General features: G+C 66.7%; 17 protein-coding genes. 8 read left to right on the top strand and 9 right to left on the bottom strand.

Annotated features, from left to right (window positions below):
• Positions 1–12 precede the first annotated feature (12 nt).
• The gene (locus OH804_RS04080; protein ID WP_196924290.1) at positions 13–723 is read right to left on the bottom strand and encodes an HAD family hydrolase; all 711 of its coding nucleotides are present in this window, start codon (positions 721–723) and stop codon (positions 13–15) included.
• Between the two features lie 174 nt (positions 724–897).
• Between OH804_RS04080 and OH804_RS04075 the strand changes: the two genes are divergently transcribed.
• Entirely contained in the window at positions 898–1524 is a 627-nt protein-coding gene (locus tag OH804_RS04075) for a hypothetical protein (RefSeq protein ID WP_406062831.1), read from the top strand.
• Between the two features lie 24 nt (positions 1525–1548).
• Here OH804_RS04075 and OH804_RS04070 read toward each other — a convergent pair whose 3' ends face one another.
• On the bottom strand, positions 1549–2127 hold the full coding sequence (locus OH804_RS04070) for a TetR/AcrR family transcriptional regulator (protein WP_406062829.1): 579 nt from the start codon (positions 2125–2127) through the stop codon (positions 1549–1551).
• 177 nt (positions 2128–2304) lie between these two features.
• Here OH804_RS04070 and OH804_RS04065 point away from each other — a divergent pair, with 177 nt between their 5' ends.
• Complete coding sequence (locus tag OH804_RS04065; RefSeq protein ID WP_406062827.1) at positions 2305–3504, top strand: low temperature requirement protein A; 1200 nt, start codon at positions 2305–2307, stop codon at positions 3502–3504.
• A gap of 2 nt (positions 3505–3506) precedes the next feature.
• On the opposite strand, the gene OH804_RS04060 is transcribed toward OH804_RS04065, so the two are convergent.
• A complete protein-coding gene (locus tag OH804_RS04060) occupies positions 3507–4421 on the bottom strand; it encodes an RNA polymerase sigma-70 factor (RefSeq protein ID WP_406062825.1) in 915 nt (304 codons plus the stop codon).
• Positions 4422–4580: 159 nt separating this feature from the next.
• Here OH804_RS04060 and OH804_RS04055 point away from each other — a divergent pair, with 159 nt between their 5' ends.
• Together OH804_RS04055 and OH804_RS04050 are read left to right on the top strand one after the other, a co-directional pair.
• Positions 4581–4964 (top strand): DoxX family protein, encoded by a 384-nt coding sequence (locus OH804_RS04055; protein WP_406062823.1) that lies wholly within the window; start codon positions 4581–4583, stop codon positions 4962–4964.
• Positions 4965–5018: 54 nt separating this feature from the next.
• Positions 5019–5408: a hypothetical protein gene (locus tag OH804_RS04050; protein ID WP_196924295.1), complete on the top strand. Its 390-nt coding sequence runs from the start codon at positions 5019–5021 to the stop codon at positions 5406–5408.
• A gap of 43 nt (positions 5409–5451) precedes the next feature.
• Here the strand turns inward: OH804_RS04050 and OH804_RS04045 are convergent, their stop codons facing one another.
• Positions 5452–6051 carry a TetR/AcrR family transcriptional regulator gene (locus OH804_RS04045; RefSeq protein ID WP_196924296.1) on the bottom strand — a complete coding sequence of 200 codons (600 nt, stop codon included), beginning with the start codon at positions 6049–6051 and terminating at the stop codon, positions 5452–5454.
• Between the two features lie 100 nt (positions 6052–6151).
• On the opposite strand from OH804_RS04045, the gene OH804_RS04040 reads away from it, so the two are divergent.
• The 3 genes from OH804_RS04040 to OH804_RS04030 are packed head-to-tail and all read left to right on the top strand — an operon-like array spanning position 6152 to position 8901.
• Positions 6152–7309, top strand: a complete 1158-nt coding sequence (locus OH804_RS04040) for an FAD-dependent oxidoreductase (protein ID WP_406062820.1) — start codon at positions 6152–6154, stop codon at positions 7307–7309.
• Between the two features lie 59 nt (positions 7310–7368).
• Complete coding sequence (locus tag OH804_RS04035; protein WP_406062818.1) at positions 7369–7830, top strand: MerR family transcriptional regulator; 462 nt, start codon at positions 7369–7371, stop codon at positions 7828–7830.
• 18 nt (positions 7831–7848) lie between these two features.
• On the top strand, positions 7849–8901 hold the full coding sequence (locus OH804_RS04030; RefSeq protein ID WP_406062816.1) for an NAD-dependent epimerase/dehydratase family protein: 1053 nt from the start codon (positions 7849–7851) through the stop codon (positions 8899–8901).
• Between the two features lie 197 nt (positions 8902–9098).
• Here OH804_RS04030 and OH804_RS04025 read toward each other — a convergent pair whose 3' ends face one another.
• Positions 9099–10982: a BTAD domain-containing putative transcriptional regulator gene (locus tag OH804_RS04025; protein ID WP_406062814.1), complete on the bottom strand. Its 1884-nt coding sequence runs from the start codon at positions 10980–10982 to the stop codon at positions 9099–9101.
• A 460-nt stretch (positions 10983–11442) separates the two neighbouring features.
• Here OH804_RS04025 and OH804_RS04020 point away from each other — a divergent pair, with 460 nt between their 5' ends.
• Positions 11443–12120 carry a hypothetical protein gene (locus OH804_RS04020; RefSeq protein WP_196924301.1) on the top strand — a complete coding sequence of 226 codons (678 nt, stop codon included), beginning with the start codon at positions 11443–11445 and terminating at the stop codon, positions 12118–12120.
• A 709-nt stretch (positions 12121–12829) separates the two neighbouring features.
• Here OH804_RS04020 and OH804_RS04015 read toward each other — a convergent pair.
• From OH804_RS04015 to OH804_RS04000, 4 genes are all read right to left on the bottom strand, one after another.
• A complete protein-coding gene (locus OH804_RS04015; protein ID WP_307788784.1) occupies positions 12830–13102 on the bottom strand; it encodes a hypothetical protein in 273 nt (90 codons plus the stop codon).
• A gap of 390 nt (positions 13103–13492) precedes the next feature.
• A complete protein-coding gene (locus OH804_RS04010; RefSeq protein ID WP_196924302.1) occupies positions 13493–13759 on the bottom strand; it encodes a hypothetical protein in 267 nt (88 codons plus the stop codon).
• Positions 13760–14954: 1195 nt separating this feature from the next.
• Positions 14955–15299: a hypothetical protein gene (locus OH804_RS04005; protein WP_406062811.1), complete on the bottom strand. Its 345-nt coding sequence runs from the start codon at positions 15297–15299 to the stop codon at positions 14955–14957.
• 2109 nt (positions 15300–17408) lie between these two features.
• Positions 17409–26012, bottom strand: a complete 8604-nt coding sequence (locus tag OH804_RS04000) for a DNRLRE domain-containing protein (protein ID WP_196924304.1) — start codon at positions 26010–26012, stop codon at positions 17409–17411.
• Between the last annotated feature and the right edge of the window lie 4 nt (positions 26013–26016).

Below are 26016 nucleotides of genomic sequence, written 5' to 3'. Positions count from 1 at the left end.
GCTTCGGTACGGTCAGAAGTGCCGCAGCAGGTCCCGGAACGCGGCGAGCCGCAGCACCGCGTCGTCGGTCGGGTCCAGCTCGTCGTCCTCCAGCACCCAGGTGTTCGCGTTCGGAATGAACACCGCGTTCAACCCGGCCGCCCGGGCCGGCAGGATGTCGGACTTCGGGGAGTTGCCGATCATCCACGCGTCGGCCGGCGCGAAGTCGTGCTCCCGAGTGAGCCACCGGTACGTGTCGACGTTCTTCTCGGGGACGATGTGCGCGGCCCCGAAGTGGTGCAGCAGGCCGCAGGCGTCCAGCTTGCGCTGCTGCTCCTCCTGGTCGCCCTTGGTCAGCAGCAGCAGCTCGTGCCGGCCGGCCAGCTCGTCGAGCGCGTCCGCCACCCCGGGCATCAGCTCCACCCGGTGCTCGACCAGGGCCACCGCCAGCCGGTCGATCTCCTGGCGTTCGGCGTCGGTGGCCGGCCGCTCCCGCAACCGCTCCAGGCACTCCGCCAGGCTGCGCAGGAAGACCTTGCTGCCGTACCCGTGCGCCACCGCGTTGGCCCGCTCGATGTCGTCGAGGACGGCCCGCAGCTCGGCCCGGTCCAGGGTGGGGTGGTCCAGCCAGCCCAGGAAGTCGTCGATCACCCGCTCGAAGACGACGTTGTTCTCCCACAACGTGTCGTCCGCATCGAAGATCAACACCTGCGCCTGCCGCCGCGCCGCCACGTCGACCGTCATGCGATCCCCTCCCCCATACCACCGACTGAAAGACCGAGGGACAGGATAGGTGGGACACGATTTGAGATCTTCTGGATTTTCGTGAACCGTTCCGTCGCGGCCCGTCGTCGTGCGAATGCGACACCCATGATGATTTCCGCCCGACAGCTCGGGACGGCTCTTGAGGAGTACGGCATGGTCACCATGAAGTGGATCATCGGCGCGGCAGTGCTGGTCTGCACCAGCACACTGGTGGGATGCCAGGGCGGTGCCGACGAGCCGGCGGGCACGCCGACGCCGTCGGGTGCCGTGACGGGCACGCCGACGGCAGCGGCTCCGGCCACCTCGGCAGCTGCGGCGACCGACCCACTGCTGTCCGGCAAGCGCGAGGTCACGATCACCCGGGTGCAGGGTTCCGGGGAGGCCCTGGAGATCAGCGGCCGGCTCGAGGAGGGCGGCGACACCGGCGGTCGCACCCTGTTCGTGCCGACGCCGATCGGCGGCGACCGGTACGTGATCAAGGCATTCGGCGTGAAGGACGACCACCCCGCCAACGACGACCCCTCCTGCTGGCAGGTGAACGGCCTGGACATCGAGCCCGAACTGACCATCGGCGCGGTCGTCTGCGACCCGGACGACCCGATCCAGCGGTTCACCATCATCGCCAAGGGCGACGGCACGTACGCGATCGGCAGTGAGACCCGATACCTCCAGCACCTCCCCGGCAACGGCCTGGTCCTCAAGGAGTTGGGCAACGCCAAGCTGAACACCACGTTCCGGTTCACCGACAAGGGTCCGGCCGACCGACAGCCCATCAACTGACCACGATCGAGGGCGGCGGCGCGGTCACGGCCACCGCAGCAGCCGTTGCGCGATCAACGCTTCGCGGTCCTCCTGCCCCTCGGGTCGCAGCCGGCCACCGCGGGTGAGCATCACCACGCCGTGCAGCAGGCTCCACCCCACCTCGGCGAGGGTGTCCGGGTCCCGGCCCTCGGCCAGCGGGGTCAGGGCCGCCCGCAGCTCGGCGAAGACCGCCCGCGGCGCGGCCGGCACGCCATCCACGCCGAGCGCCAGGTCGGGGGTCAGCGCGAGCATCGCGTCATAGACCTCGGGATTGGTGTACGCGAAGTCGAGGTACGCGGTCGCGACCGCCGGCCAGACCCCCTCGGGGCTGCCGGCGGTCTCGGCGTGCGCCTCGGCGAGATCGGCGGCCAGGTCGGCGAAGGCGCACACCGCGACGGCGGCGATCAGCGCCTCCAGATCGGGGAAGTGCCGATAGATGTCGACCATGTCGATCCCGGTTCGTTCGGCGAGCCGTCGGGTGGTCACACCCGTCCAGCCCTCCGACTCGGCCAACTCTCGCGCGACGGTGACGATGAGGTCACGCCGGTCCTGTTCAGTGGCCTTCTCGTCAGGTCCGGGCACGCCCACGAGCGTAAGGGCGTACACCTGCCGTAGCGGCCGGGTGACGGATTGGTGACTCTTGTGGCGGGCCTGCCCCCTCCTCCACGTGCCACAGCCGCCCTCTGGCTCGTTAGGTGAGGAGATCACCGCGACGGGAGGGCACGTGGCCGTTCGGCGACACCGGCGAGTGGCGAGCCGATGAGGAACACCCCCGACGGACTGTTGCGCAGCGAAGCCACCCGTCAACGGGCCACCTTTCTGGAACTCTTCCTCGACCTGGTCTTCGTGTTCGCCCTCACCCGGATCTCCGCGCGGCTGATCGCCGACTTCACCGACGGCCAACGCGGCGTGTACGCGGGCCTCGGCCAGGCGCTGCTGCTGTTCCTGGCGCTGTGGGCGGTCTGGTCGGTGACGGTCTGGTCGACCAGTTGGCTGGACCCGGACGCCCCGATCGTCCAGACCGTCATCATCATGACGTTGGTCGGTGCCATGACGATGGCGGTCGCCGTGCCGCACGGCTTCGGCGCACGGGCCTCGCTCTTCGCCATCACCCTGGTGACCCTCCAGATCGGCCGAGTGGTGTTCTTCCACGTCGCCGGGCACGGCCGGCCGGACCCTCAACAGTCCATCCGGATCCTGTTCTGGTTCGGCTTGAGCGCACCGCTCTGGGTCGTCGGCGGGCTGGTCAACGACGGCACGGTTCGCGGGACACTCTGGACCCTCGCCGTGCTGATCGACTACACCGGGCTGTTCCTCGGCTGGCCGACCCCCCGACTCGGCGCGCAGCGACTCGGCGTCCAGATGATCGCAGCCGAGCACCTGGCCGAGCGGTACCAACAGTTCCTCCTCATCGCTCTCGGCGAGGCGATCTTCGTCATCGGCCTCGCCTTCAGCGGCAGCGAGTTCCACACAGACCAGACCTATGGGTTTGTCCTGGCGCTGGCGAGCACCGTCCTGCTCTGGCGGATCTACTTCCACGTGGCGGGCGGGATGCTGGGCACGGCCGTCGACCGCTCCCGCAACCCGGCCCGGCTCGCGACCGACATGGCGTTCGCCCACATGATCATGATCGCGGCGATCGTGCTGACCGGCGTCGGCTTCGAACTGTTCATCGCCGAGCCGCTCGGGCACCTCCCGGCAACCTGGCTCATCGCCATCTTCGGCGGCCCCGCACTCTTCCTCGCCGGACGATCCACCCTCGAATACCAGGTCTTCGGCCGGGTCTCCCGAAGCCGGATCGCTGGTCTGCTGGCGCTCGGCCTACTGACGCCGGCAGCACTGCACCTCCAGCCGCTCACCGCCGGCGCGGTCGCCGCCGTGGTGCTGCTCGGCGTCGCCGCAGCGGACGCCCGACGATCCCGCCACCGGTCGCCGGAGACGCCCACGCCCCCGTACTAGCGTCAGCGGCGCAGGGTGGTCTCACGCCGCATGTGCGACAACTTCTCCGGGTTACGCACGGCGTAGACCCCGCTGATGAGACCGTCGTCGACACGCAGCGCGAGGACCGTGTCGACAGCGCCGTCGAGCCGCAGGATCAACGCCGGGTGACCGTTGACCTGGGCGGGGTGCAGCGACATGGTTTCGATTCTCGCGTGTGTGCTGCAGAGCAGGCGGGCCACCTTGTCCGCCCCGGCGACAGGCCGCAGCACTGCCTGCTTGATCCCGCCGCCATCGCCGAGGAGCACGACGTCCGGCGCGAGGACGTCGAGCAGGCCCTGCACGTCGCCGGTCTCGACCGCCAGCCGGAACGCCGTGAGCGCACGTCGGGTCTCGGCCGGCGAGACCATCCCGCGCGGCCGCCGCGCGGTGACATGCGCCCGCGCACGGTGGGCGATCTGACGGACCGCGGCCGGACTCTTGTCGACCGCCTCGGCGATCTCGTCGTATCCCAGGTCGAAGACCTCACGGAGGACGAACACCGCCCGCTCGGTCGGCGCCAGCGTCTCCAGCACCAGCAGCATCGCCATCGAGACGCTCTCGGCCAGTTCGACGTCGTCGGCGACGTCGGGAGCTGTCAACAACGGCTCCGGCAACCAGGAGCCCACGTAGGACTCCCGGCGCCGGCCGAGTGCACGCAACCGGTTGAGCGCCTGACGAGTGGTGATGCGGACCAGGAAGGCGCGCTGGTCCCGCACCGTCGCGAGATCCGCGTCCGCCCACCGCAGCCAGGTCTCCTGGAGTACGTCCTCCGCGTCGGCGGCCGAGCCGAGCATCTCGTACGCGACGGTGAAGAGCAGGTTCCGGTGGCTGACGAACGCGTCGACGGCACCGTCCCCCCGGCCGTCCGCACCCACGATTCCGCCTCCAGCATCCATGCGTCCTCCAGTCTCACCGAACTCGCCCGCGACGCCCACCAGACACCGGCCCCCCGACTTCTGTGACGTCGGGTGTCCGTGCTCCTCGTCACTTCGCGAGCCGTCACAGCGCACCGGCCGGCGGTGTCTCCTGTACGACCCGATACGGAGGGGACACTCATGAACCTGGCACTGTGGATCGCGGCCGGCCTGTTGGCCACAATTGCCCTGGCCGGCGGCATCACCAAGACATTCGTACCCAAGCAGAAGTTGTCCGCGGCCAACGGCGGCGGGTGGACCGGCGACGCCAGTGTGCGCTTCGTCAAGACCCTCGGGGTCCTCGAAATCCTGGCCGCGGTCGGCCTGATCCTGCCCGGCGTGCTCGACATCGCACCGGTGCTGGTGCCGGTCACCGCCATCTGCTGGATCCTGCTGATGGTCGGCGCGATGATCACCCACCTGCGCTACCGCGAGGCGAGGTTCATCGTGCTGAATCTGGTCTACCTCGCGATGGCCGCGTTCGTCGCCTGGGGCCGCCTCGGACCCGAGCCCTTCACCGGCTGACCTGGGGCCCCACTCCTGCCCGGCTGGCCGACGGTGCCCCGCTACCATCGCGCGATGACGTCGCGGACCGCGCTGAGGAGACGCACCAGGCGCACCCTCGTGGCCGTGTCCGTGACGCTGGGCCTGCTGTCGTGCCTGTGGGTCCTGTCGTTCCTGTGGTTGCAGGTGTTCAAGACCGAGGGATCGTTGCCGCCGACGTGGCGCATGCCGGAGGTGCCGCCCGGAGCGACGGTCGCCGACGAGAGCATGGAGTGCGCCTCCGGTGGATGCTGGCGAACGATCACAGTGGTGCCCGCAGCGGGGCAGTCTCCGGAGGACCTGGCACGCGAAATGGGTCTCTCCGAGGACCTGAGCCTGTCACCGACGCTGTTCGACCCGGCGTCTGTCTACGTGGGGGCCGACCCCCGGGAGGGCAGGCTGATCATCCACGTCGGCTATGAGTGAGTTGTTCCGGGCGTGGGCAGCGCCGCAGGTTGTGGCGCGGCGCTCAGGAGGGTGCCGCCGCGGGGAAACCGGCGGTGAGCGCGTCGATCACGCGCTGGATCCGGTGCTCCGCTGTCGAGTCGGTGTGGCCAATCAGCGCGACGTGATGCAGGACGCTGACCACCGCCAGGGCCAGTGCCTCGGTGTCGACGCCGGCTGGCACGCGCCCACGGTTCTGCTCGGCGGCCAGGTAGCCGGCGACCGCGCGTTCGATCCCCCGTAGCCCTGACATCCCGCTGCCCAGGACCGCTTCGACGTTCGCCGTCAACTCCGGCCGGAATGCGGTCAGCCGGGTCAACGCCGTCAGTGTGCCCAGCGGTGTCACCAGGACGGCCTGGCGCAGATTGTCGGCGACAGTGCCGGAGCCGGCGCGCTCCGGCAGGCCGGCCACCTCGCCGGAGATGTGGAAGACCCGGTCGACCGCGAACCCGGTCAGGAAGTCGTCGAAGTTCGCGAAGTGCGCGTAGAGCAGGCCGGTCGCGACCCCGGCCTCGCGCGTCACGGCCCGGCCGGTGAGCCGGCTCGGACCCTCTTCCACGATCAACCGCTCGACGGCAGCGAAGAGCTGCTGTCTGAGCGCTGGGATGGCAACTCCGCGCGGCATGTCCGAAGTCTAGGCGGTTCCGCCGCCGCCGTTTGCGCCGGTATGAGCAAGCGCTCATACTAGTTTGAACAGATGCTCATTCTAGGTGGCGAGGTGCCTGATGAAACGTGCGGTGATCGTGGGCGCGGGGATAGCCGGGCTGGCCACAGCCCTCCGACTCCACCAGGACGGGTGGCAGGTCACCGTGGCCGAACGGGCCCCGGCCCGACGCAGCAGCGGTTACATGGTGAACCTGATCGGGCCGGGCTACGACGCCGCCGAACGCCTCGGCCTGCTCCCCGCGCTGTCCGCCGCCGACCTGGGGCTGTTCACCACAGTGCTGGTCCACGCCGACGGACGACCCAAGTTCACAGTGCCGTCCGCCATCGCCGAGGCCGCACTCGGCAAGCGAGCCCTCTCGGTGTTCCGCGGCGACCTGGAATCCAGCCTCTTCGAAGCGGTGCGGGACCATGTCGACATCCGCTTCGCCACCACCGTCACGTCCGTCGAACAGGACACTGATCACGTACGCGTGGAGTTGAGCGACGGCAGCATCGAGCAGGCCGACCTGCTGGTCGGTGCCGACGGGGTGCACTCGGCCACCCGCACCGCCGTGTTCGGCCCCGACTCCCGGGTGGACCTCCCGTACCTCGTGGCCGCCTTCCCCCTACCCCACCCGGTGCCCGGCGTGCCCGAGTCGTCCGCCACCACGTACATCGGCCCCGGACGCACCGCGGCGATCGTCAACCTGGGGCCGAAACGGTCATCGGCGTTCTTCACCTACCGCAGCGCGGAGCCCACCGCCGACCTGAGGCGCGGGCCGGTCGACGCGCTGCGGACCGCGTTCGGAGATCTGTCAGGCGGCGTGCCCGACGCGATCGACCACCTGGAGGCCGACCCGGCCAGCGCCTACTTCGACGCCGTCAGCCAGGTGGTCATGCCGCGCTGGAGCGCCGGCCGCATCGTGCTGCTCGGAGACGCGGCGTGGTGCGTGACGCTCTTCGCCGGACACGGCGCGGCCCTCGCCCTGGCCGGCGCCGACCACCTCGGCACCGCCCTGCGACGGCACGCCGACGCCCTCCCGGCAGCACTCGCCGAGTGGGAGGCCGGACTACGCCCGGAGGTCGGCAAACGACAGGCACTCGCCCGCCGGGGAATGGCCCAGTACGCGCCACCCAGCCGATTCCACGTCTGGATGAGCGATCTGACCATCCGGGCGATCACCCTCCCCGGCATCAGCGGCCTCGTCCGGCGAGGTATCGAACGGGCAAACCGCTGATGGGTGCCCCGCGTCACATCGGTTGACTTGAAGCGCTTGAAGTTGGGGACGCTTCATCCATGGCAGCGACGAAGGACGGCCGGGAGCGGGCGGAATGGCCCCTGACCATCCAGGAGATGGCGCAGCGGTCGGGCTTCAGCGAGCCGACGCTGCGCTACTACGAGAAGGTCGGCCTGCTCGGTGCGGTACCCCGCGACGACAGCAGCGGCCACCGCCGCTACGACACTCCGCTCGCCGAGCGGGTCGACGCCCTGGCCTGCCTGCGGTCGTCCGGGATGAGCGTCGCGGACATGCGCCGGTACCTGGCGCTGCTCGACGAGGGCGACCGGGCGGCCGCCGCCGAACAGCGCGACCTCTTCGCGCGGCACGCCGACCGGCTGGCCGCCGAGATCGAGCGCCTACGGGTACGCCAGGCGTACCTGCGCGCCAAGGCGGACATGTGGGACGCCCGGCACCGAGGCGACGCCGCTGCCGAGACCCACGCGGTCGAGCAGGTGGAGCGCGCTCTTCAGGACTTCTGAACAACGATGGGACACACCATGTCAACCGATCTTCAACTTTGCTGCACCGACGATGCCCTGGTGCTGGTGACCGGCGCGACCGGTCACCTCGGCGGGCACTCCGTCGCCCGACTGCTCGACGAGGGCTACCGGGTGCGGGTAACCGTCCGCAAGCCGGGGCAGGGCGACGAGGTGCTCGACCGGGTCCGGCAGGCGGGCACGAACCCGGACGGCCGGGTCGAGTTCCGCACCGCGGCCCTCTCCGCCGACGAGGGCTGGGCCGAGGCGGTCACCGGGGCGCGGTACGTGCTGCACCACGCGTCACCGTTCCCGTTCACCCCGCCGGAGGACGACGACGAGGTGATCCGGCCGGCCCGCGACGGAGCCCTGCGCGTCCTGCGGGCCGCCCGTGCGGCCGGGGTACGGCGGGTGGTGCTGACCTCGTCGTACGCGGCTGTGGGCTACACCGTTAAGCCCGACGGCCGGTACAGCGAGGCGGACTGGACGAACGTGGACGACGACATCCCGGCGTACCACCGGTCGAAGACGCTCGCCGAACGTGCCGCCTGGGACGACGTCCGGGACAACGGCGGCGTCGAGCTGAGCGTCGTCAACCCGACCGGCATCTTCGGACCGCTGCTCGGCTCGCGGGTGTCCGCCTCGACCGGCCTGGTGCAGGCGTTCCTGCAAGGGTCGATGCCGGTCGTACCCCGAATGTACTTCGGGGTGGTCGACGTCCGGGACGTGGTCGACCTGCACCTGCGCGCGATGCTGCACCCGGACGCGGCCGGCGAACGGTTCATCGGTGTCGGCGGCCCGTCGATCAGCTTCTTCGACCTGGCGAAGATGCTCGCGCGGCACCTGCCCAGCCTCGCCGACCGGGTGCCCGCCCGGGAACTCACCGACGAGGAGGTCCGCGAGGCCGCGAAGACCGAGCCGGCGCTGCGGGACGCGGCCGCCCTGCGAGGCCAGATCCCGGTGATCAGCAACGACAAGGCCCGCACCGTCCTCGGCTGGCGGCCCCGCCCGGTGCAGACGACCATCACCGACACCGCCGACAGCCTCATCAAGCTCGGTGTGGTCGCCACCTGACGCAGCCCGTCGCCCACCGCCCTGTCGCCCTGCAAGATCGCGCTCGATCCTGGATCGAGTGGCGTCCCGACGCGAACGACACCACTACAACATGGATCGAGCGCGATCATGCCGGGGTAGGCGGGCGGGGCTTGAAGGAGTCGGCGCGCGCCGTAGATCGGCGGTCGACTATCAGTGTGCCTCGTCAACGGCTCACCTCAGAGGTGCTCGAGAACGCCCTGGAAGGCTGGACGTTCACGGTCACCAGTGGTGACCCGCCAGCCATTGATCAGCTGCCGGGGCACGGGTGGCAGCGCGGTCAGTTCGGCGGCGTACTCACGAACCAACGCCGGCAACCGGTAGCCAGCCGGCTCGTCGAGGTACACCAGGTGCGTGTCGATCAACTCCTCGAGCGCCCGCCACACGCGCTCGGCCGTGACGCCGAGCCGCACGGCTGCGCTGTCGGGCAGCAGCTGACCGTCCGGTGCGCCGCCGAGTAGTTCGATGAGCCGACCGGCCACCTCGTCCTCCGAGCGAACCGCCGCGAAGCCGGTGGCGAGCCGATCCCGCATGGAGAGGTCACCGTGCGCCAACCAGTCCAGCCGGCAACGTCCGTCGCCGATCTGGGCGACCAGCCGATCCATGGACAGCGCCGGTCGGCCGGCCAAGCGGGCGCCGGCGACCCGCAGGGCCAGCGGCAGTCCGGTGCAGAGCCGGAGCAGTTCCCGGGTCGCGGCGGGATCGGCGTCAAGTCGCTCCGAGCCCGCCAGCGCCCCCAGCAGGGCTCGCCCGTCAGCGTCACCGAGCGCGCCGGTCATGATCCGGCGTACCCCGTCGAGGCTCCGCAGTTGGCGCTGGGCGACCACGACGAGCGCGGGCCCTGGGCCGGCGGGGACCAGTGGGCGTACCTGCGCGGCGTGGGTGACCCCGTCCACCACCAGGAGGAGGCGGCGGCCGGCGAGCCGGGAGCGGAGCCGGCCGGCCCGCTCCTCCGGGTGCTGTGGGACGTCGGCGGCGGCGACGCCGAGGCTGCGCAGCACCCGGGCGACGACCTCCTCGGCCGGCATGTCGGTCTGGTACCCCAGGTCGACGTAGACCTGACCGTCGGGGAAGGCGGCCGCGACGGTGTGGGCGGCACGGACCGCGAGCGCCGACTTGCCGCCGCCGGCGGGGCCACAGACCACCGCGACGGCGGGCGTCGGGCCGGTCACCGCGGCGACCACGTCGGCCAGTTCCCGGGTACGCCCCACGAAGGCGACCAGGTCCGCCGGCAGCTCGCGGGGCGCCACCCAGCTTCCGTCGACGGCCGGTACCCGGTGCTGGGCGACAGCGACCGGCTCGGCCACCACAGGCGGCACCCAGATCAGCTCGGGCGATCGGTCGAGCATAGCGCGGTGCAGTGTTGCCAGTTCGCTACCGGGCTCGATGCCGAGCTGGTCGTAGAGGCTGTCTCGCGCCGACCGGTACGCCGACAGCGCGGCGGGGGTGTCGCCGCAACGGTAGAGGGCGAGCATCAGTTGGCCCCAGGCGCGTTCCCGCAACGGATGGGCCGCGAGGTGCTCGCGCAAGCCCGCGAGCAGGCCGGCGTGCTCACCGACGGTCAACCGCGCGTCGGCCAAGTCCTCGAAAATCTGCAGTCGTTGCTCGTCCAGCGTCGCCCACCGGTTGTCCAACGAGGTGCTGCGGGGTACGCCGTCACCGGCGGGCCCGTGCCACTGGGCGAGAGCAGCGGCGAGCCGGCCGATCACCGCCATCGGGTCGGCGCTGTCCCGTCCCGCCCGGGCGTCCCTCGCCAGCCGCAGGAACTCGGTGACGTCCAGCTCACCCCCGGCCAACCGCAGCTCATACCCGCCGGGGTGGGCGACGATCCGGTCACCGACAGCGCGGCGCAGACCGGCCACATGGGAGCGAAGGTTCGCCACCGCCGACGCGGGGGTGGGACCGGCCCAGACCATCTGTGAGAGCCGGTCCAGCGAGACCGGCCGGTTCGCCTCGAGGGCAAGCCCGGCGAGCACCGCCCGACGCTTGGCAGCACCCATCGTCACGAGTTGGCCGTCGACCCGTAGCTCCACAGTGCCCAACAGCCGAATATCGATCTTCATCTCACCGCTCCCCCGTTAACCCATGAGCGCGCTCAGGCTAGGCGGCGGCGTAACGGCACGACAAGGTGACCAATGTCTATGTATCTAGGCAGCGTGTCCATGTAACGAAATCGGCACGGAGGACGCTGCGGCGAGATAAACACCCGCCAACCGACCGGCATTCGCCACGATCCCTACCCATGGCGTCCGTCATGAAACCGAGGAGATCATCCACTTTGGAGAGAACGGGGTGACTACAGAACAGGCTGCCCGTGCCAATCGAGCCGTAACCGACACACGCGGGAATCGTCAGCTGCTTGACAGTAGAGTCCGCAATCCGCCGAGCTAAGCATGGGCACCATAGCGAACACGCAGGGGCTTTCCAAGCCCGAAAACCAATTGTCTACTGCTGTGATACCCGCAGTGGTCTTGAAGCGCCTCGCGACGGTGCCGTCCGGCGCCGACCTCGTAGGCTCGCCCGGTGACCGTCTACGACACCGCCGCCAAGTTGCCACCAATCGATGTGGTCCGCGACCGCTCCCGAGCCCTGGCGATGCTCGACACGATCATCGGCGCCGTCTACTACGACTACAGCCCTCGACGCGGCGAGAGCGAAGTGGCGTCGATGCGCACCGGCAGCGGCGAGGAGTACGACATCGCCTTCACCACCGACGGTGCTTTCATCCGCGGCGTCTACCACGATTCACCAATGCACAACTACACCGGCGGCCAACTGTGGCCCTGCCTCCTGGAGGGGTTGCCCGAACAGTTCGCCCCGCTGGTGCACGAGCCCACGTTCTGCCACGAGGACGGCACGCTCGACGCCACGTTCGTGCTCTGGCGGCGCTCCGCGGACGACCGGTGGCGCGCGGGCGAGGGCATCGACCTCTCGCCCGCCGACGACGAGGAGACCGATCCCGACGGGGCCTGGCTGCTCGACATCCTCTGCGACGGCGCCGTGGAGGAGTACCTGGAGTACGCCTGGTCGGTCTACGACCTCGAGCTGGACAAAACCGTGGTCGAGCAGATCCTCACGCTGCAGCCCTTGACCGAGGAGATCGTCCGGGCGCTCAATCCGCAGAAGCGACTGGCGGATCTGCGGGAGCGGGCGGCGGAGCTGGCCTACCCGATCGCTAACGTCGGCTCCGGATCCCCGTAGACGAAGCGCGAAGCCCCTGAGGACATCACCGAGCCTCAGCTCTCGCTCAGGCAACGCCAGGACTCTTCACCAGACGGCAGCCGCAAGGACTGAAAAAGGCTCGCCCGAATGAGTGCATCGAGCCGGGATCTTCTACGACCCCGGCTCGGGGCTTAGAATCAGCGCGGCTTGTTACGCCTCGCTCTCAAGGTCCTCCAAGTGATCAAACAGAGCTTGGCAAATCATACGATCGAACGAGTCATCCCGTATCTCCAAGGGCTGCCAGCGTGCAGGATCGTCAGGAGCCAGTTTCCGAAGGAGCAAAGCTTCCCATCCTAGGTTCTGCCCAGTACCGAGGTCGCCAACCAACTTCTCCTTCAGCTTGGCTAGCAGATCGTCGCCAGAGCCCACCTCGTAACCCTTAAGGAAAGCCACGTACATGCCGTACGAGCCGTCCAGTCCGAACATACGAGGTCGCTGCCGAAGATTCCGAATGAGTCTCCGCCGATTCACGAAACAGGTCTCCACTTCAAGATATCGCCGCCGTATTCCCAGCGGGATTCGAACTCCTCCATAGGGACACCTGCCCTGTCCGTAAACCCGTCATACACTCTGCCATCGCGAACGACGACATCGTGAGTCGTATCAGTGGCCGAGTTGCCGTTGGTCACCTTAAGCGCGGGGCGCGGGGTCTTTCGCCAGTACGACGACAGACCCCGCCGACTCGATCTTATTTCTCTGCGGCGTCAGCCTGCTTTCGCAACTCTTCCGCAATACGGTCCCAGTCTGGGCCGTGATTGAATAGGTCAGCCGATGCTTCCCTCAGCAGGGCCGAATCTTCAAGTCGCTGCAGGCAGGCCAAGCGATAGGCGAGGTTGCGGGCCCAGACCGGAAGACCGGCGTAGTCCTCGTCGAGAACCGTTTCAAGCATGCGAACGATTTCATCTGCCGAAGCGAACGTCACCGCTTCGAGGAACTCGGATTCAACCTTTGCAAGTTCCACCTGGCCCTGGCTCCAACTGGCCGCAGAAAGCAACCTTCCCAGTTCTAACAGGCCTCTCAAAGTCACCCCCAATAGTTGAGCGAGTACGTGCCGACATTGACTGAATTTGGCCCCGTCGAGGAAGTAGGTGTCGTCCAGGACGACGGCGAGCCAGCCGAGCCGTAGCTGCCCGCCTGGGGCACGTTCAACTGCCAGGTGAACACGTCGGCCCGTGCCCGCCGCGTGGGTCGCGTAGGTCGAGCCGTATCCCGGCGATCGGCACCGACGCTGGCACCGTGTACGTCGACCTGGAGCCTGTTAACGGAGGGTTGAGGCAAGGCTCCCAGCGAAGCACCTTGTGAAGCGGTGCTTGCGCCAGGAGCCTTGCCGGCATTCCCGTCGGCAGGAGCGTCAGTGGATCGGGTCTAGGATCACGTGCTTGACATCTTCTTCAAGCTCTTCGGGCGCCGGAGTGTAGAGGCTCAGTCCCAGTGCACTGCACCTCAACGACTCCAATTCGAACTCGTCGGGATGGAAACCCTCGTTCGCGAGGTCGCTCAAAACCTCCCCAAGCGGTCTCCCTACGAGCGATATCCCACGCCAAAACACGTCGATTGAGTCCGACATGTCGATCTCGACCAGCCTGTCACTGACGTCGTACGTGAGAATGAGTGTCATGTCGTAATACGAGTCCAGGACCGACCCTGGGAATCGCTCGAACGGAACGTGATCGCCCAACCTCTCCCGATGAAGGGTTCGCGGCTCGCCAAAACGCGCTTCGGGTATACCCTTCCCCGGCAACACCTCGAATGGTTCATCTCGCCCCGACAAGGCATAGCCCCCTAAGTAGTGAGTTCAGCCTAAGATGCCAGGCCGCAGCTTCCTCAACATCTCCTGATAGCTTCGTCGTGCTTGGTGCCGAAGCGGCTCCTGATGTCGTTGATATCGTTCCCATGGCACCCGCCGAATCACCTCGCGCGGCCAGGTCCCGCTGCATCTCCCGATAATTTCCCGCCCTCGAATTGGGCCCGCCACCGGTACTGTACAGCTGGGCGTGGTCCGCCCGATCCATTTGAATTCCCGGCCCATTCGGAAGGAGACGTCGGTTGTCTTCGCCGTCCGACCGCGCCAGTCGTCAGGGACGAAGCGCGAAGTCCGGAGGACACCGCGGAGCCTCAACTCTCTACCACAACACGCCAGGACTCTTCATCTGACGGCAGCCGCAAGGACTGAAAAAGGCTCGCGCGACCGCGCCAATCCCAGAATTGCCTATTCTCAACCATCCCTCGCGCAATCAGCTTTTGGGTCATCGTCGCAGCCTCGGGATGCGGCACCCCGTTGCGGAATATCCTCGATAGGTACGGTCGAGCAATGGCCTGGCCGCCCGGGGAGGTCGCTAAGGGGAGGGACGCCAGAGCAGCACGTGCCAGACGATCGATGTTCCGCACCCGTCGAGTGACGACCTCGGCAACTACCACCGAAGTTGGCCGACCACGAAATTGCGGCAACGTCTGCCATGAGGAATCATTCGCCGGGCTCAGTACGGAGTCGAGCCTTGCGGGAGACTCCGCCAGGTCAAGTAAGACGTCGGTGGCGTCATCATCTTCCGCCATGGCCGGCGCCAAAGCCGCCGCCAATCTCATCGCCGGGTGGTGATCTCGAAGAAACTCGGGCTGCGAGTGACCCAAATCGCCCAAGTCAATCAACGCACTGGCACGGTCAGTGACAGAAAGCGTGGACCGCGCACGTTCGTTGAGCCACTGCACGATCTTGGCTCTGTCGGACGCGGCGACGTGTCCTCTCTATCGATCATGAAACGGCTGTGCGGAACGATGCCCACCGGATGGACATCCGGTGGGCATCGTCGCCATTCTCAATCCTGATCCTTCTCCAGCGATTCCGCTCTTTCATTCAACGCCGCGGCGATTTCATTCCAGTCAGGACCGAAGTTCCGCAGATCCGTCGCCGCCTCTCTCAGCAGAGCCACGTCGTCCGGCCTCTGCAGACAGGCCATCCGGTACGCGAGATTGCGCGCCCACACCGGTAGGCCCATCCAATCCTCGTCGAGCACGGTATGGAGCACGGCGACGATTTCATCCGCCGGTGTGAATGTGATCACTTCGACGAACTCCTGCTCGATGTTCCTGACCTCGGCCAGACCGCGCTCGCCGAACTGATCCGACGACAACGACCGAGCCAGGTCAAGCAATGTTTCCACTCGGCCTCCACATCCCCGTCAGTTGAGCCAGTATGTGCTGACGCCGACCCTATCAGGACCGATCTCGACTGCGTTGTAGGTGATCGATATCCCATTCACATCGATCGCGCGTTCCGCCGTGCCCACATTTCGCCCGACTTGGGGAAGCTCAGACCTGGGCTGTAGTCATGGAAGCCCATGTTGTAGTTGCCGGAGGACTGGTCCCACCGTGGTGTTGTACCGGTGGGCGTTGTATGGCTCCTTGGCTGGGTCCGCCGCGCCCGGCTTGTCGATGCCCGTGAACTGTGAGTGGTCCCGGTCCCGGTCGAAGTGGCAGCCGGGGATTGGCCAGCGAGACGAGCATCGAGCCGGGATCCTTTACGACCCCGGCTCGGTGCTGTGAATCAGCGCGGCTTGTTACGCCTCGCTCTCAAGGTCCTCCAGGTGATCAAACAGAGCTTGGCAAATCAGGCGATCGAACGAGTCATCCCGTATCTCCAAGGGCAGCCAGGACGCAGGATCGTCAGGAGCCAGCTTCCGAAGGAGCAAAGCTTCCCATCCTAGGTTCTGCCCAGTTCCGAGGTCGGCAACCAACTTCTCCTTCAGCGTCACCGAGCGGGGGAACGATGTAACCACTGGACCTGACGTGCGAAAGAAAATCCGTTGATAGTTCTACGTGATGTCTTCTCAGGTAATGCGCAAGGTCATAGTGCCACACCCAAGCCCCATCGCTGATCCACGAGGAACACCCTGAAGCCTCCTGGTAACCGTACTCACCAGTGATGACATCTGGCCCACCCTCCATGACCGAAATGATCATATGGCCATCAGCCAGGTACTGCAGGATCTGCCCTTCGTCTGGCTCCCCGACGGCGCGCACCGATGCGTGGATGCTGGGCTCGCCCGTCTCCACAGCTCGCTTCGGATCCAGCTCCGGGAAAAACCCGACCTTCTTCAGCACCTCAACCTCCGACGATGGGCAGGAACATGCGCCAATAAACCGCCCTTGTCAACTACGGTTCCAGCTCCAGGAACACCGCGTACGCGGTCTGTCGCGCCACGGGTCGGAACGCCCAACAGGTTCGCCATCTCCTGGACGAAGCCTGAACTTCCCGCGTGACACACCAGAAGCCTGCACGTCTGCCGGTGAACTCCACCACCTAGCACAGCAGCGGCTTCAGCTCGCAGCCCTCGGCGATGATGGGGGCGGCAACCACTCCCGCGAGGGCCGGCAGAGTCGCTGCGCACGCAGCGAGGCCGCCTCACCGACCAGCCAGATGCCCTCGGCGGCCGCAGCCCCCTCCAAGGCGGAACCGCTCTGCCCAACCGCGCTGCCAAGATAAAATGTTGCGACCGGGTGAACCTGCCAGATGTGGAGCACCTCTTCACGTAGTGCTATGGGAGCGGCGCGAACAGTGGTCGCATGACGAACCTGATCATGCCCGTCAGATCGGGCCGCAGCGTCGCCATCTCGCCTTGGACATCGGGAGAGCAAGCAGGCCAGGCCGCCTTGAGCCACACCTGTTCAGCCTTGTAAAGCTTCCCCCAGCCAGCGGAGACCTTCTTTGCGAGCAGCCCCGTCTGATTAGCGGTGGCGCAATGCCGCAGGAGGTACACTACTGCGGGAATCGCTTCAGACTGCGCCGAAAGCATCGCAGGGTTAAGGGCCCCTGCGAACTTCGGCGGAGGACCCGAGAGTATCGCGTCGAGAAGTTCCGAGACGCCGCCCCTAGATCGCCCGTCACCGGCGACCGCTAAACAGCGAAGGGCGTAACGTCGCACCGCAGCGTTTTCGTCAGCCAAACATCCTGCGGCAACGTCCGACGCCTCAACTCCATCACGCTTTGTAAGCGACACCAGCGCCGCGCACCGCTCACCTTCCATAGCTGCCGCATCCGTCGCGATTCGACGCAGTACAGTTCCGCCCAGCTCACCCCTTACGTCCCCGAGAGCCGCGATGACGGACACGCGACCCTCAGCGGTGTCTGACGAGAGGAGTTCAATCAACTTCACCTCGCCGACTGAACCGAGCGTGACTGGGGAGCGCCACTCAGACAACCTGCCGACCTCCAAATTAGGGGATTGCCGCGGAGGTTTCCCCCCGCGGCAATCATAACACCCGGCGTATTATCAGTAGAGAACGTTCAACATGTCGTCGTACACATAATCGATTGTCAGTCCATAATTAGCTCGTAGCCATTCATCCTTCTTCAGTTGGTCCGGGTCCGCCTTTTCGCGACCGGACTTGGTCTCTATGTAGCCCAGCAGACTGTCGTCATCGCCGTAAACCGCAATGTCCAACTTCCGGTCCCCGAAGGGAGTAGCGAACGTTAACGCCTTTGCATCGTCGGCATCCGTGACCACCTTCTTGCCAGCCTGCCTGAAAAAGTCGGCGACGTGATCACGGTAGGCATCTCCCACCAACTTGTTCAGCCTGACGCCCTTAGGCAATTTTCCAACCCGGCCGAGCGGAACAATTGCAGCAGCTTCGAGACCGGCACCGACATAATCTTCGTGCTCGTATGCATCGGCGATCAGATAGCCAGACCCAGCGGCTCCAACGTAGGGCATCCAGCTGACTAGTTCCGCGCCGTCACGACGGTTCGCCTCGGCACAGAGCTGTTCGACCAGACCCTGCGAACACATCTGATCCCTGCGAGTCACCCACTCCTGGGGGTAGTCCCCGCCGTCGCCCCAAGCCGACGGCGACGGCGCAGGTTTCGGTCCCGGCGAAGAACTGCCCGATTCAGCGGGTGCCGTCGGCATCGGCCGCGGCGGCGGGACATACTCGCCGGCACCGTCATTGATCCAGATGTGGCCGTCGAGTTCGACGTTCGAGATCGGGTTGCCGCCGCCGAAGGCGTACCGGTTGCCGGTGAAGGGATTGCTGCCGAGGTTCATGTCGGCCAGGGCGCCGTTGTAGCTGTCGCGGGACAGGAACCGGTTCAGACCTGGGCTGTAGTCGCGGAAGCCCATGTCGTAGTTGCCGGAGGCCTGGTCCCACCGCTTGGCGTTGTACCGGTAGGCGTTGTACGGCTCCTTGGTCGGGTCCGCCGCATCCGGCTTGTCGATACCCGTGAACTGGGTGTCGTCGTTCTTGCCATAAGCGGTGTAGCCGTAGGTGGCCTTGGTGTCACCGGTCTTGTCGGTCAGTGTCTCGACGTCGGTGTGCGGGTTGTAGCCGTAGTAGCCGTCCTCCTGGGTGCCATCGGTGTTGTGGGTGACCTGCGACAACCGCTGACCCCACGGCGAGTACTGGTACGACTTGGTCAGCTTCCCGGCGACCTCCTCGTCCAGGACCTCGCCCGACAGGCCGAGGTAGTTGAAGGTCGTGGCCTTCTCCTTGGCGCCGCCGGCGTCGGTGGTCTTGGTCGACGTGCGGTCCATCGGGTCGAAGGTGTACTTCGTCGTCGAGGTGCTGGTGCCGTTGTTCTTCCGGTTCTCGACGACGTGGTCGAACCCGTCGTACACGTTCCGCTCGATCACGGTCCCCGCCGCCGTGACGGTGTCCAGGCGGCCGAACGGGTCGTAGTTGTACGACGCCGTCGCACCCCCGGTCACCGCGGTCAGCAGCCGGTTCCGCTCGTAGTTGAACGTCGTCGACGTGCCCTTCACCGTTTGACTGGTGACGTTGTTGTTCGCGTCGTGCACGTAGGTTTCCGTGCCAGCGCCGTCACCGGTCTTCGTCAGCGACGCCAACCGGTCCCGCGGGTCGTAGGTGAAGTCACTGATGGTGGTCAGGTAAGCGCCGTGGTTGTCGGCGTTCATCTTCTTGGTGACGTCGTGCGACCGGTTGCCGTTGAGGTCGTAGTCGAGGACCGACTCGGAGACCAGGGTCGTCCCGTTGGGCTTCTTCTCCGTCTGGGACTTCAACAGCCCGTCGAGGAAGTACGTGTAGTCGACGGTGTTGCCGTTGCCCTTGACTTCCTTGAGTTTCTCTCCCCGGTCGGTGTAGGTGTACGTCGTCACCTTCGGCGACGCGTCGGTGGCCGACTTGCCGTTGGTCACCTTCGACACCAGGTCGCGCTCGTCGTACGCGTAGGACGCGTACTGCTTGTCGTGACTGGTGGTCAGCGGTGCGCTGTTCTCGTTGTAGCTGAACGACGTCGAGTTCACCACCGCGCCCGACTTCGACTCGGTGACCTTGTCGACCTGGTTCAGGTTCGTGTAGGTCACCGCGTAGCTGTCGACCCGGGTGCCCGGGGAGGCGTCCGTGATCGTGGTCAGGTTGCCATTGGCGTCGTACCGGTAGCTGTAGTCGTGCTTCTCGTTGTCGACATCGGCCGCGTTGTCCCGGACGAGCTTCACCGCGTCGGCGACGACCGTGCCGGTGGCCTGGTCCGACAGCGTCACCTTCTGGGCGTTGCCCTCGGCGAAGCTGTACGAGCCGAGGCTCACCCAGGTGCCGGCGCCGGCGGTCTGGTTGACCGTCTTCACCGTCGGGCCCGCGCTGGAATTGACCGTGTACTTCGCGTCGGTGGCCGCCCCGGACACCGTCGGGAAGCGGGCGTACACCTGATAGGTGCCCGACTGGGGCACGTTCAACTGCCAGGTGAACACGTTGGTGCCCGTGCCCGCCGCGTGGGTGGCGTAGTCGATGCCGTACCTGTTGGTGGCCGTGTTGGCCGTCGGCCAGGTGCCCGTCGCGGTGGTGTTGTTGAACTCGGAGTTGTCGACAAGCACCACGTGCTTGCCCACCGGCACCCCGTCGTCGGACCGGGCCTTCAGCTTTCCGTCCGGGAAGTACGACCAGCTCATGGTCCGGTTGGAGGAGCCGCCCGCCGACGTCAACGTGCGGGCCGTCTGCGCACCGAGCTCGTTGTAGTCGTACGAGGTGACGATGTCCCACGGGTCCGAGGAGGACTTCGTCCACCCGTTGTCGTAGTAGCTGTACGTGGTGTCGTTGCGTACCGACTGACCCGCCGACGGTGGCGCAGACATCGTCGCCAGTCGGCCCACCTCGTCGTACGTGTAGGTGGTCTTGTCGGCGGTGGTGTAGCGGGCGTCATCCTTGTCGTACGCCGACTGGGTCTCCTTCACCCGGTTCAGCGCGTCGTAGACGGTGACCTGGGCGAAGTCGTCCGGGTCGTCGGTGGTCGCCACACCCCGTGGGCTGATGACCTTGGTGGTGTTACCCACCTGGTCGTACTCGTACTTCGTGATGCGGTACGAGATGGTGCCGGAGACGTTCTTGTACGGCACCTTGACCTCGGTCGGCTTACCTCGCCGGTCAAGATTGACCAGCGTGGTGTTGCCGAGCTGGTCGGTGCTGCCGGTGACCAGGCCGTCCTTGTCGTAGGTGCTGCTGGTGAACTTGCCCAGCGCATCAGTGGCCTTCGTGACCCGGTGCGCAAGGTCGTACGTCATCGTCGACGTGTAGTCGAGGGTGTCGGTGGTCGCGTTCTTACGCGGGTCCACCACCCTCTCCACGTTGCCCACGTTGTCGTACTGGTAGGTGATCTTGTCGCCCTTGGCATTCGTCACCGAAACCAGCTGGTAGATCTCGTCGTACGCGTTCGTCGTTCGGTAGTCGGCCGGGTTCGCCTCGGGCAGATTGCCCTTCGGCTCGGTCGTGGTGCGCAGGTTGCCGGCCTTGTCGTACGTGAACGACGTCTTGCGCTCCGGGTCGCCGGCCACGTCGACCGGCGCCTTGGTCCAGGTGAGCTGGTCGGCGGCGTCGTAGAAGGCCGTGGAGACTGCCCCGTTGGGCGCGGTCGACTGGGTGACGTTGTCGTTCGCGTCGTAGGTCGGTGCCGGATTGGTGATGTACACCCCGGCGGCCTGGTCCTTCGGAGTCCTGCTGTCCAACGGACGGCCGAAGGTGTCGTACGCCTGGGTCGTGTTCTTGCCCAGCGCGTCGGTGACCGTGGTGACCTGGCCGCGGACGTCGTAGACGAAGGTGGTCGCCCTGGTCAGGGAATCCGTGATCGTCTGCGGGTAGCCGTTGGCGTCGTAACGGCTGTACTTGGTGCTGTTGCCGTTGGCGTCCTTCGCCGTGTCGAGCTGTCCAAACGCGTCGTAGGTGTTGTAGGTGGTGTAGTCGCCGGCCGTCGCGGTGGAGGTGCCCATCGGGTCGGTGACGCTCGCCAGGTCACCGTCGGCCTCGTAGCTGAAGATCCACTTGCGCCCCTCGGGGCTGGTCTTCTCCGTGAGGTCGGCGACGTAGCCGTTGAGCTGGCGCTGGTAGGTCAGCACCGTGCCCGGCGTGCCGTTCTTGACCGCCTCGGCGTCCCTGATCTCCGTCGGGTAGCCGGTCTTGGCGTCGTACTCCCAGGTCGAGGTGGCGTTGTTGTCCTCGATGAGCTTGGTGACGTTGTGGTCGTCGTCCCACTCGAGCTTGGTGACCTGGTTCTTCGCGTTGGTGGTCTCGATCGGCCGGCCGTAAACGTCCTGGAGGTAGCCGGTGGAGTGGTTCTCCGCGTCGGTGACCGTCGTGCGGATGTTGCTGGTGGCGTCCGGGTCGACGTAGGCGAACTGGGTCAGGTTGGCCTTGTCGTTCCGGTCGGTGTAGTACTTCGTCCGCCAGTGCCACGTCGGGTCGTCCCCGGCGGACGGCGAGAAGTACTGCAGCTCGGTGGCGTTGCCCCGCGGGTCGGTGACCTTGACCAGCTTGACGTTCTTGTTCCCCTGCGTCATGTCGTAGGCGAACTTGAACGTCTTCGGCGCACCCATGGTGCCGCTGGAGCCGTACCCGTCGACCAGCTCGCCGAGCAGCCCCTTGTCCGTGTAGGTGAAGGTCATCTTCCGACCGGAGATGTCGGTGATCTGCGAGATGTGGTCGATGATCTTCGGGTTGGTCAGGTTGGTGCCCGACTGCCGCGTCCAGGTGGTGTCGTTGATGTAGTCGAACGACTGACCCTTGGCGTAGTAGTCGATCGTCAGGGTCTTCCGGCCGGCCGCGTCGGTGATGTACCGGAGGAACTTCGTCGGCTTGTTGTTCGACTTCCGCTCCTCGTAGGTGAACGTCATCGTGTTGCCGTTCTTGTCCACCGTGCTGGACAGGAAGCCCTCGCAGTCGTAGTAGAACTGCGTGCGGTCCGGCTTGGTCAGCCGCCACGCCTTCGGCTCCTGGGTGTTCGGCTTGCAGTCGAGACTGGTCACCTTCTCCAGGTACAGGTGGACGCCCTTCGGGCTCTTCCAGGTGGAGGTCGCCGAGTCCCAGGTGAACCAGTGGCTGGTGCCGTCACCATCGGTCATGGTGACCTTGGTGGGGTTCGGGTTGGGGTGGAAGTCCAGAGGGCTCCCCAGCCGCATGAGCGACGAGGCCTGCAGGGACCAGCCGTACCCGGCGACAGTGTCGGACGTGTCCAACGAGTTGTAGGACATCCGAACGAACGTCGACAGGCCGCGCGACGGATTGCTCAACGCGTCGTACGACCACACCGTGTTGCCGGCGTACAGGTTGTTCATCAGGGTGCCGCCGGCGCCGGTGTTCTTCCCCGCGTAGGAGTAGAACTTCTCCAGACCGAGCTGGTCGGACGTCGGCTCCGCCACCGCCACGTTCTGTGGCAGCGGCGTGATCGCCGGGACGGTCTCCGACAGCTTCTTGGTGGTCAGCTTGTTGCGCAGGTCCCACTGCAGCACGTAGTCGGTGCGCTTGTTCCCCTCCGTCGACGACGGCGGGGTCTTCAGCTGCGCGGTCACGTCGACAGTGCCACCGGCCGGGATGCTCTTGGGCAGCGGCGTCCTCAGCTCGTAGGTGGTGTCGGCGCCGTCGGTGGTGCCGTCTGCCCGCTTCCAGTCGTACGCCAGCTCCCAGTCGGTCGGGTTCCAGGCGGCCAGCGTCGGGTTCGACAGGGTCACCGGCACGCTGTACGTCGAGTTCGGCGTGGTCAGCGTCGGCGTGGCGGCCGCGTAGTAGGTCGACTCGGCGGTCTGCTCCAGGTAGGTGACCTCCAACGTCGGCCGCAGCAGCGGCTCGGCGCCCTCGGAGGACAGCAGCATCGCCCGCGCGGTCTGGTTCGCCTCGTCGCGCTGGCGCAGCAGCAGGCCGTAGTTGCTGGCCGGGGTCTTCACCCAGCCGTCGACCGCGTTGGTGACGTCCCAGGTCTCCCACTCCGGGTCGTTGGTGAACCCGTTGAAGCCGGCCTTCCACGCGGTGTCGTAGTCGCCACCGGCGGTGGTCCACGCGTTGGTGCCGTCGTAGCTGTTCCAGGTCGCCGACGTCTCGTTGAAGGCGCGCTTGAGCTTGTAGACGTCGACGTACTCGTCGGTGTCCGTGCCCGGGTACAGATAGGTGTTGTACATCCGCAGCTCGGAGTTCACGATCTTGGCGTCGGCCGGGATGCCGGTCAGGGTCGGGAACTTGACCAGGCCGCGGGTGTCGCCGTAGTACGGCGAGTTGTTGCCCGGGCTGACGTACGGGTCACCGTCGTAGACGTCCACGTTCTCCGTCGGCCGCCCGGCCGCCAGGGTCGTGTCGGTCTGACCGGTGCGGTAGATCCGGGTGATCTGGCCCGCCTTCGGCAGCATCGCCTGCTGCGTCGGGCCGGCGAGCAGCTGTCCGTCGCGGGTCTTCACCGCGACCATGTAGTAGTAGAACTTCCGGGCCATCGGGTCGGTGTTGTCCGCCGCCGTCGGCACCGCCGTGGTGTCCTGATACGTCCGGGTGCCGGTGGAGACCGGTGCGACAAGCGTCGTTCCCGAGGGGACGAAGTTCTGGTGGACGCTGCGGTGCACCTGGTATTCGACGATGTCGTCACCGGTAGCCGTGGACGGGTCGGTGTACGCCGGCCAGTCCAGCAACGCACCAGTCGCCGCGATCGTCGTCGGGGGGTTCACCGTGACGCCCTGCCGGCCGTACGTCACGACCAGCTTCGGGAGGTTGAAGTCCCGGCGGTCGTTGTTGTAGGCGTATTCGGAGGCCTCGTAGATCGGCCCGCCGCGGCCCTTGGTCGCCTCGTCCAGGGCCTTGACCATGAACCCGTAGTTCGCCGTGCCGTTGACCCACTCCTGCACCACGTTGCGTACCGGGAAGGAGTTCCACACGCTGGACTTGGCGTACTGCTTCACCGCGCCGGCCTTGGTGAACCGCACCGCGTCGGCGTTGGCGGTCGTGCCCGGCACGCCGTTGAGGACCACCTTGCCGGTGGTGCCCGCCACGAACGGATGCGTGCCCAGCGTCAACCATTTGCCGGCGGCAGTCGGGGTGGTCTGGTCGACGGTGTACTTCTTTGACCCGCCCGAGTAGGACACCGTGTAGGGGGCATTCGTCGGCCGGTCCGACTCGCCTACGTAGTGGACCTCGACCTGGTAGTTGCCCGGCTCGGTGATGGTCGGCACCCAGGTGTGGGTGTCCGTCGAGAGGCTGCTGGAGTGGTACTTGTAGTCGCCGTTGATCGCCTTCGGCGTCAACGTGGTGTTACTGGAGTACGGCCACGAACCGGTCACCGAGGTGCCGGCGTCGCCGTCGTCCTTGGTGACAGTGTTGGCCGCCGGCGCACCGGCGATGTTGGCGTTCATGTTCGCCCACGTCGCGGTGCCCTCGGCCCATGCGGCGGTGACCCGCCGGGCCTCCATCGGCACGTCGTAGGCCCAGTCCGTGTGGGTCTGGGAGTAGTAGAGCTGAAGCTGGGCGTCGTCGATCGGCGTGTTCGTCGGGATCGTGTCCAGGTTGAACTTCAGCAACGATCGCCATGCGGCGGTTGAGGTCGTGCCGACATTCAGCTGGTAGGTGTCGTTGTAGTTCGTGGTGGTGGCACCCGAGTAGATCGCCACGTCCTGCGCGTCGGCCGGCACCGGTTGGACCTTGATGGTCGGGTCGATCACCACCGGGTAGACCCGGGCCGGGTCGGCCAGCCATGCGGCGTCCGCGGACACCGTGACCGTCGTCTGCCCGTACACCTGCTGCACGCGCTGGGAGACCTTGTCGCTCCACACCTTGCCGTGCGGCGACGACGCGTCGTCCTTGTCGTCGTACATGAATGGCGCCGGCATCACGAAGACCGGCTCACCGCCGTTCGGACCCACGAAGGCGATGGAGCCGTCCTGGCGCTGCTGCGCGGTGAGGCCGGCCGTGTCGAGGGTGAACGTGTACGACACCGGCCCGCCGGGGGCCTTGCGCAGCACGATCTTTTCCTTGAGGGCAGTGGCGGTCACGTCGTAGACGACATCCGCACCACCGGCCAGGCCCTTGTAGGTGACGGTGGAACCGGTGACCTTCGGGCTCGCACCCTTGTCGACCCCGGCCAGGCCCAGCTCGATGCTGCGGCCGTCCTGCTCGAAACGAACCAGCTCCTTGGAGCTGTCACCGAAGAGGCTGGTGAAGGTATTGGTCCGGTTGCCCTGGACGTAGCCCTTGCCAGTGGTGGGCTTGACCGTGGTGTCGATGGGCTGGAAGCGGCCCTTGGAGTCCTTGTAGTGCAGCGGCACCGCGGAGATCTCCGCCTGGGTGCGCCCGTCGGCGAGCTGGTAGACGCGGCTGTTCGCGGTGCGCTTACCGGTCAGCTCCTTGACCCGCTTCTGCGGCGGCCACGCCTGGGCCGGCGGAGGCTTCTCCTGCACCGCCAACGCGGCGCTGACCGCCTCGGGCTTGGCCCGACCCGATCCGCTCCCACCTACCAGGTTGTCGGCGGCCTTCCCGATCCTGGAGAGGAAACCGTCGTCCTCCGCGGCGCTCGCCGCGCGGTCCGCGCTGTCGGGTTGTTGGTCCGGTAGGACCTCCATCCCGCCCAGCGTGGCCACCAGGGCCAGCGCCAGCCCCCCGATCAGGGGACCCCGCAATTTCTTCTTCACCCGT

Origin of the sequence: Micromonospora sp. NBC_00860 (genome assembly GCF_045207375.1) — a bacterium.
In the GTDB taxonomy this organism is placed as follows: domain Bacteria; phylum Actinomycetota; class Actinomycetes; order Mycobacteriales; family Micromonosporaceae; genus Micromonospora; species Micromonospora vinacea.
The sequence above is the reverse complement of the archived record's forward strand: the minus strand, read 5'-3'. Positions and strand labels throughout refer to the sequence as shown.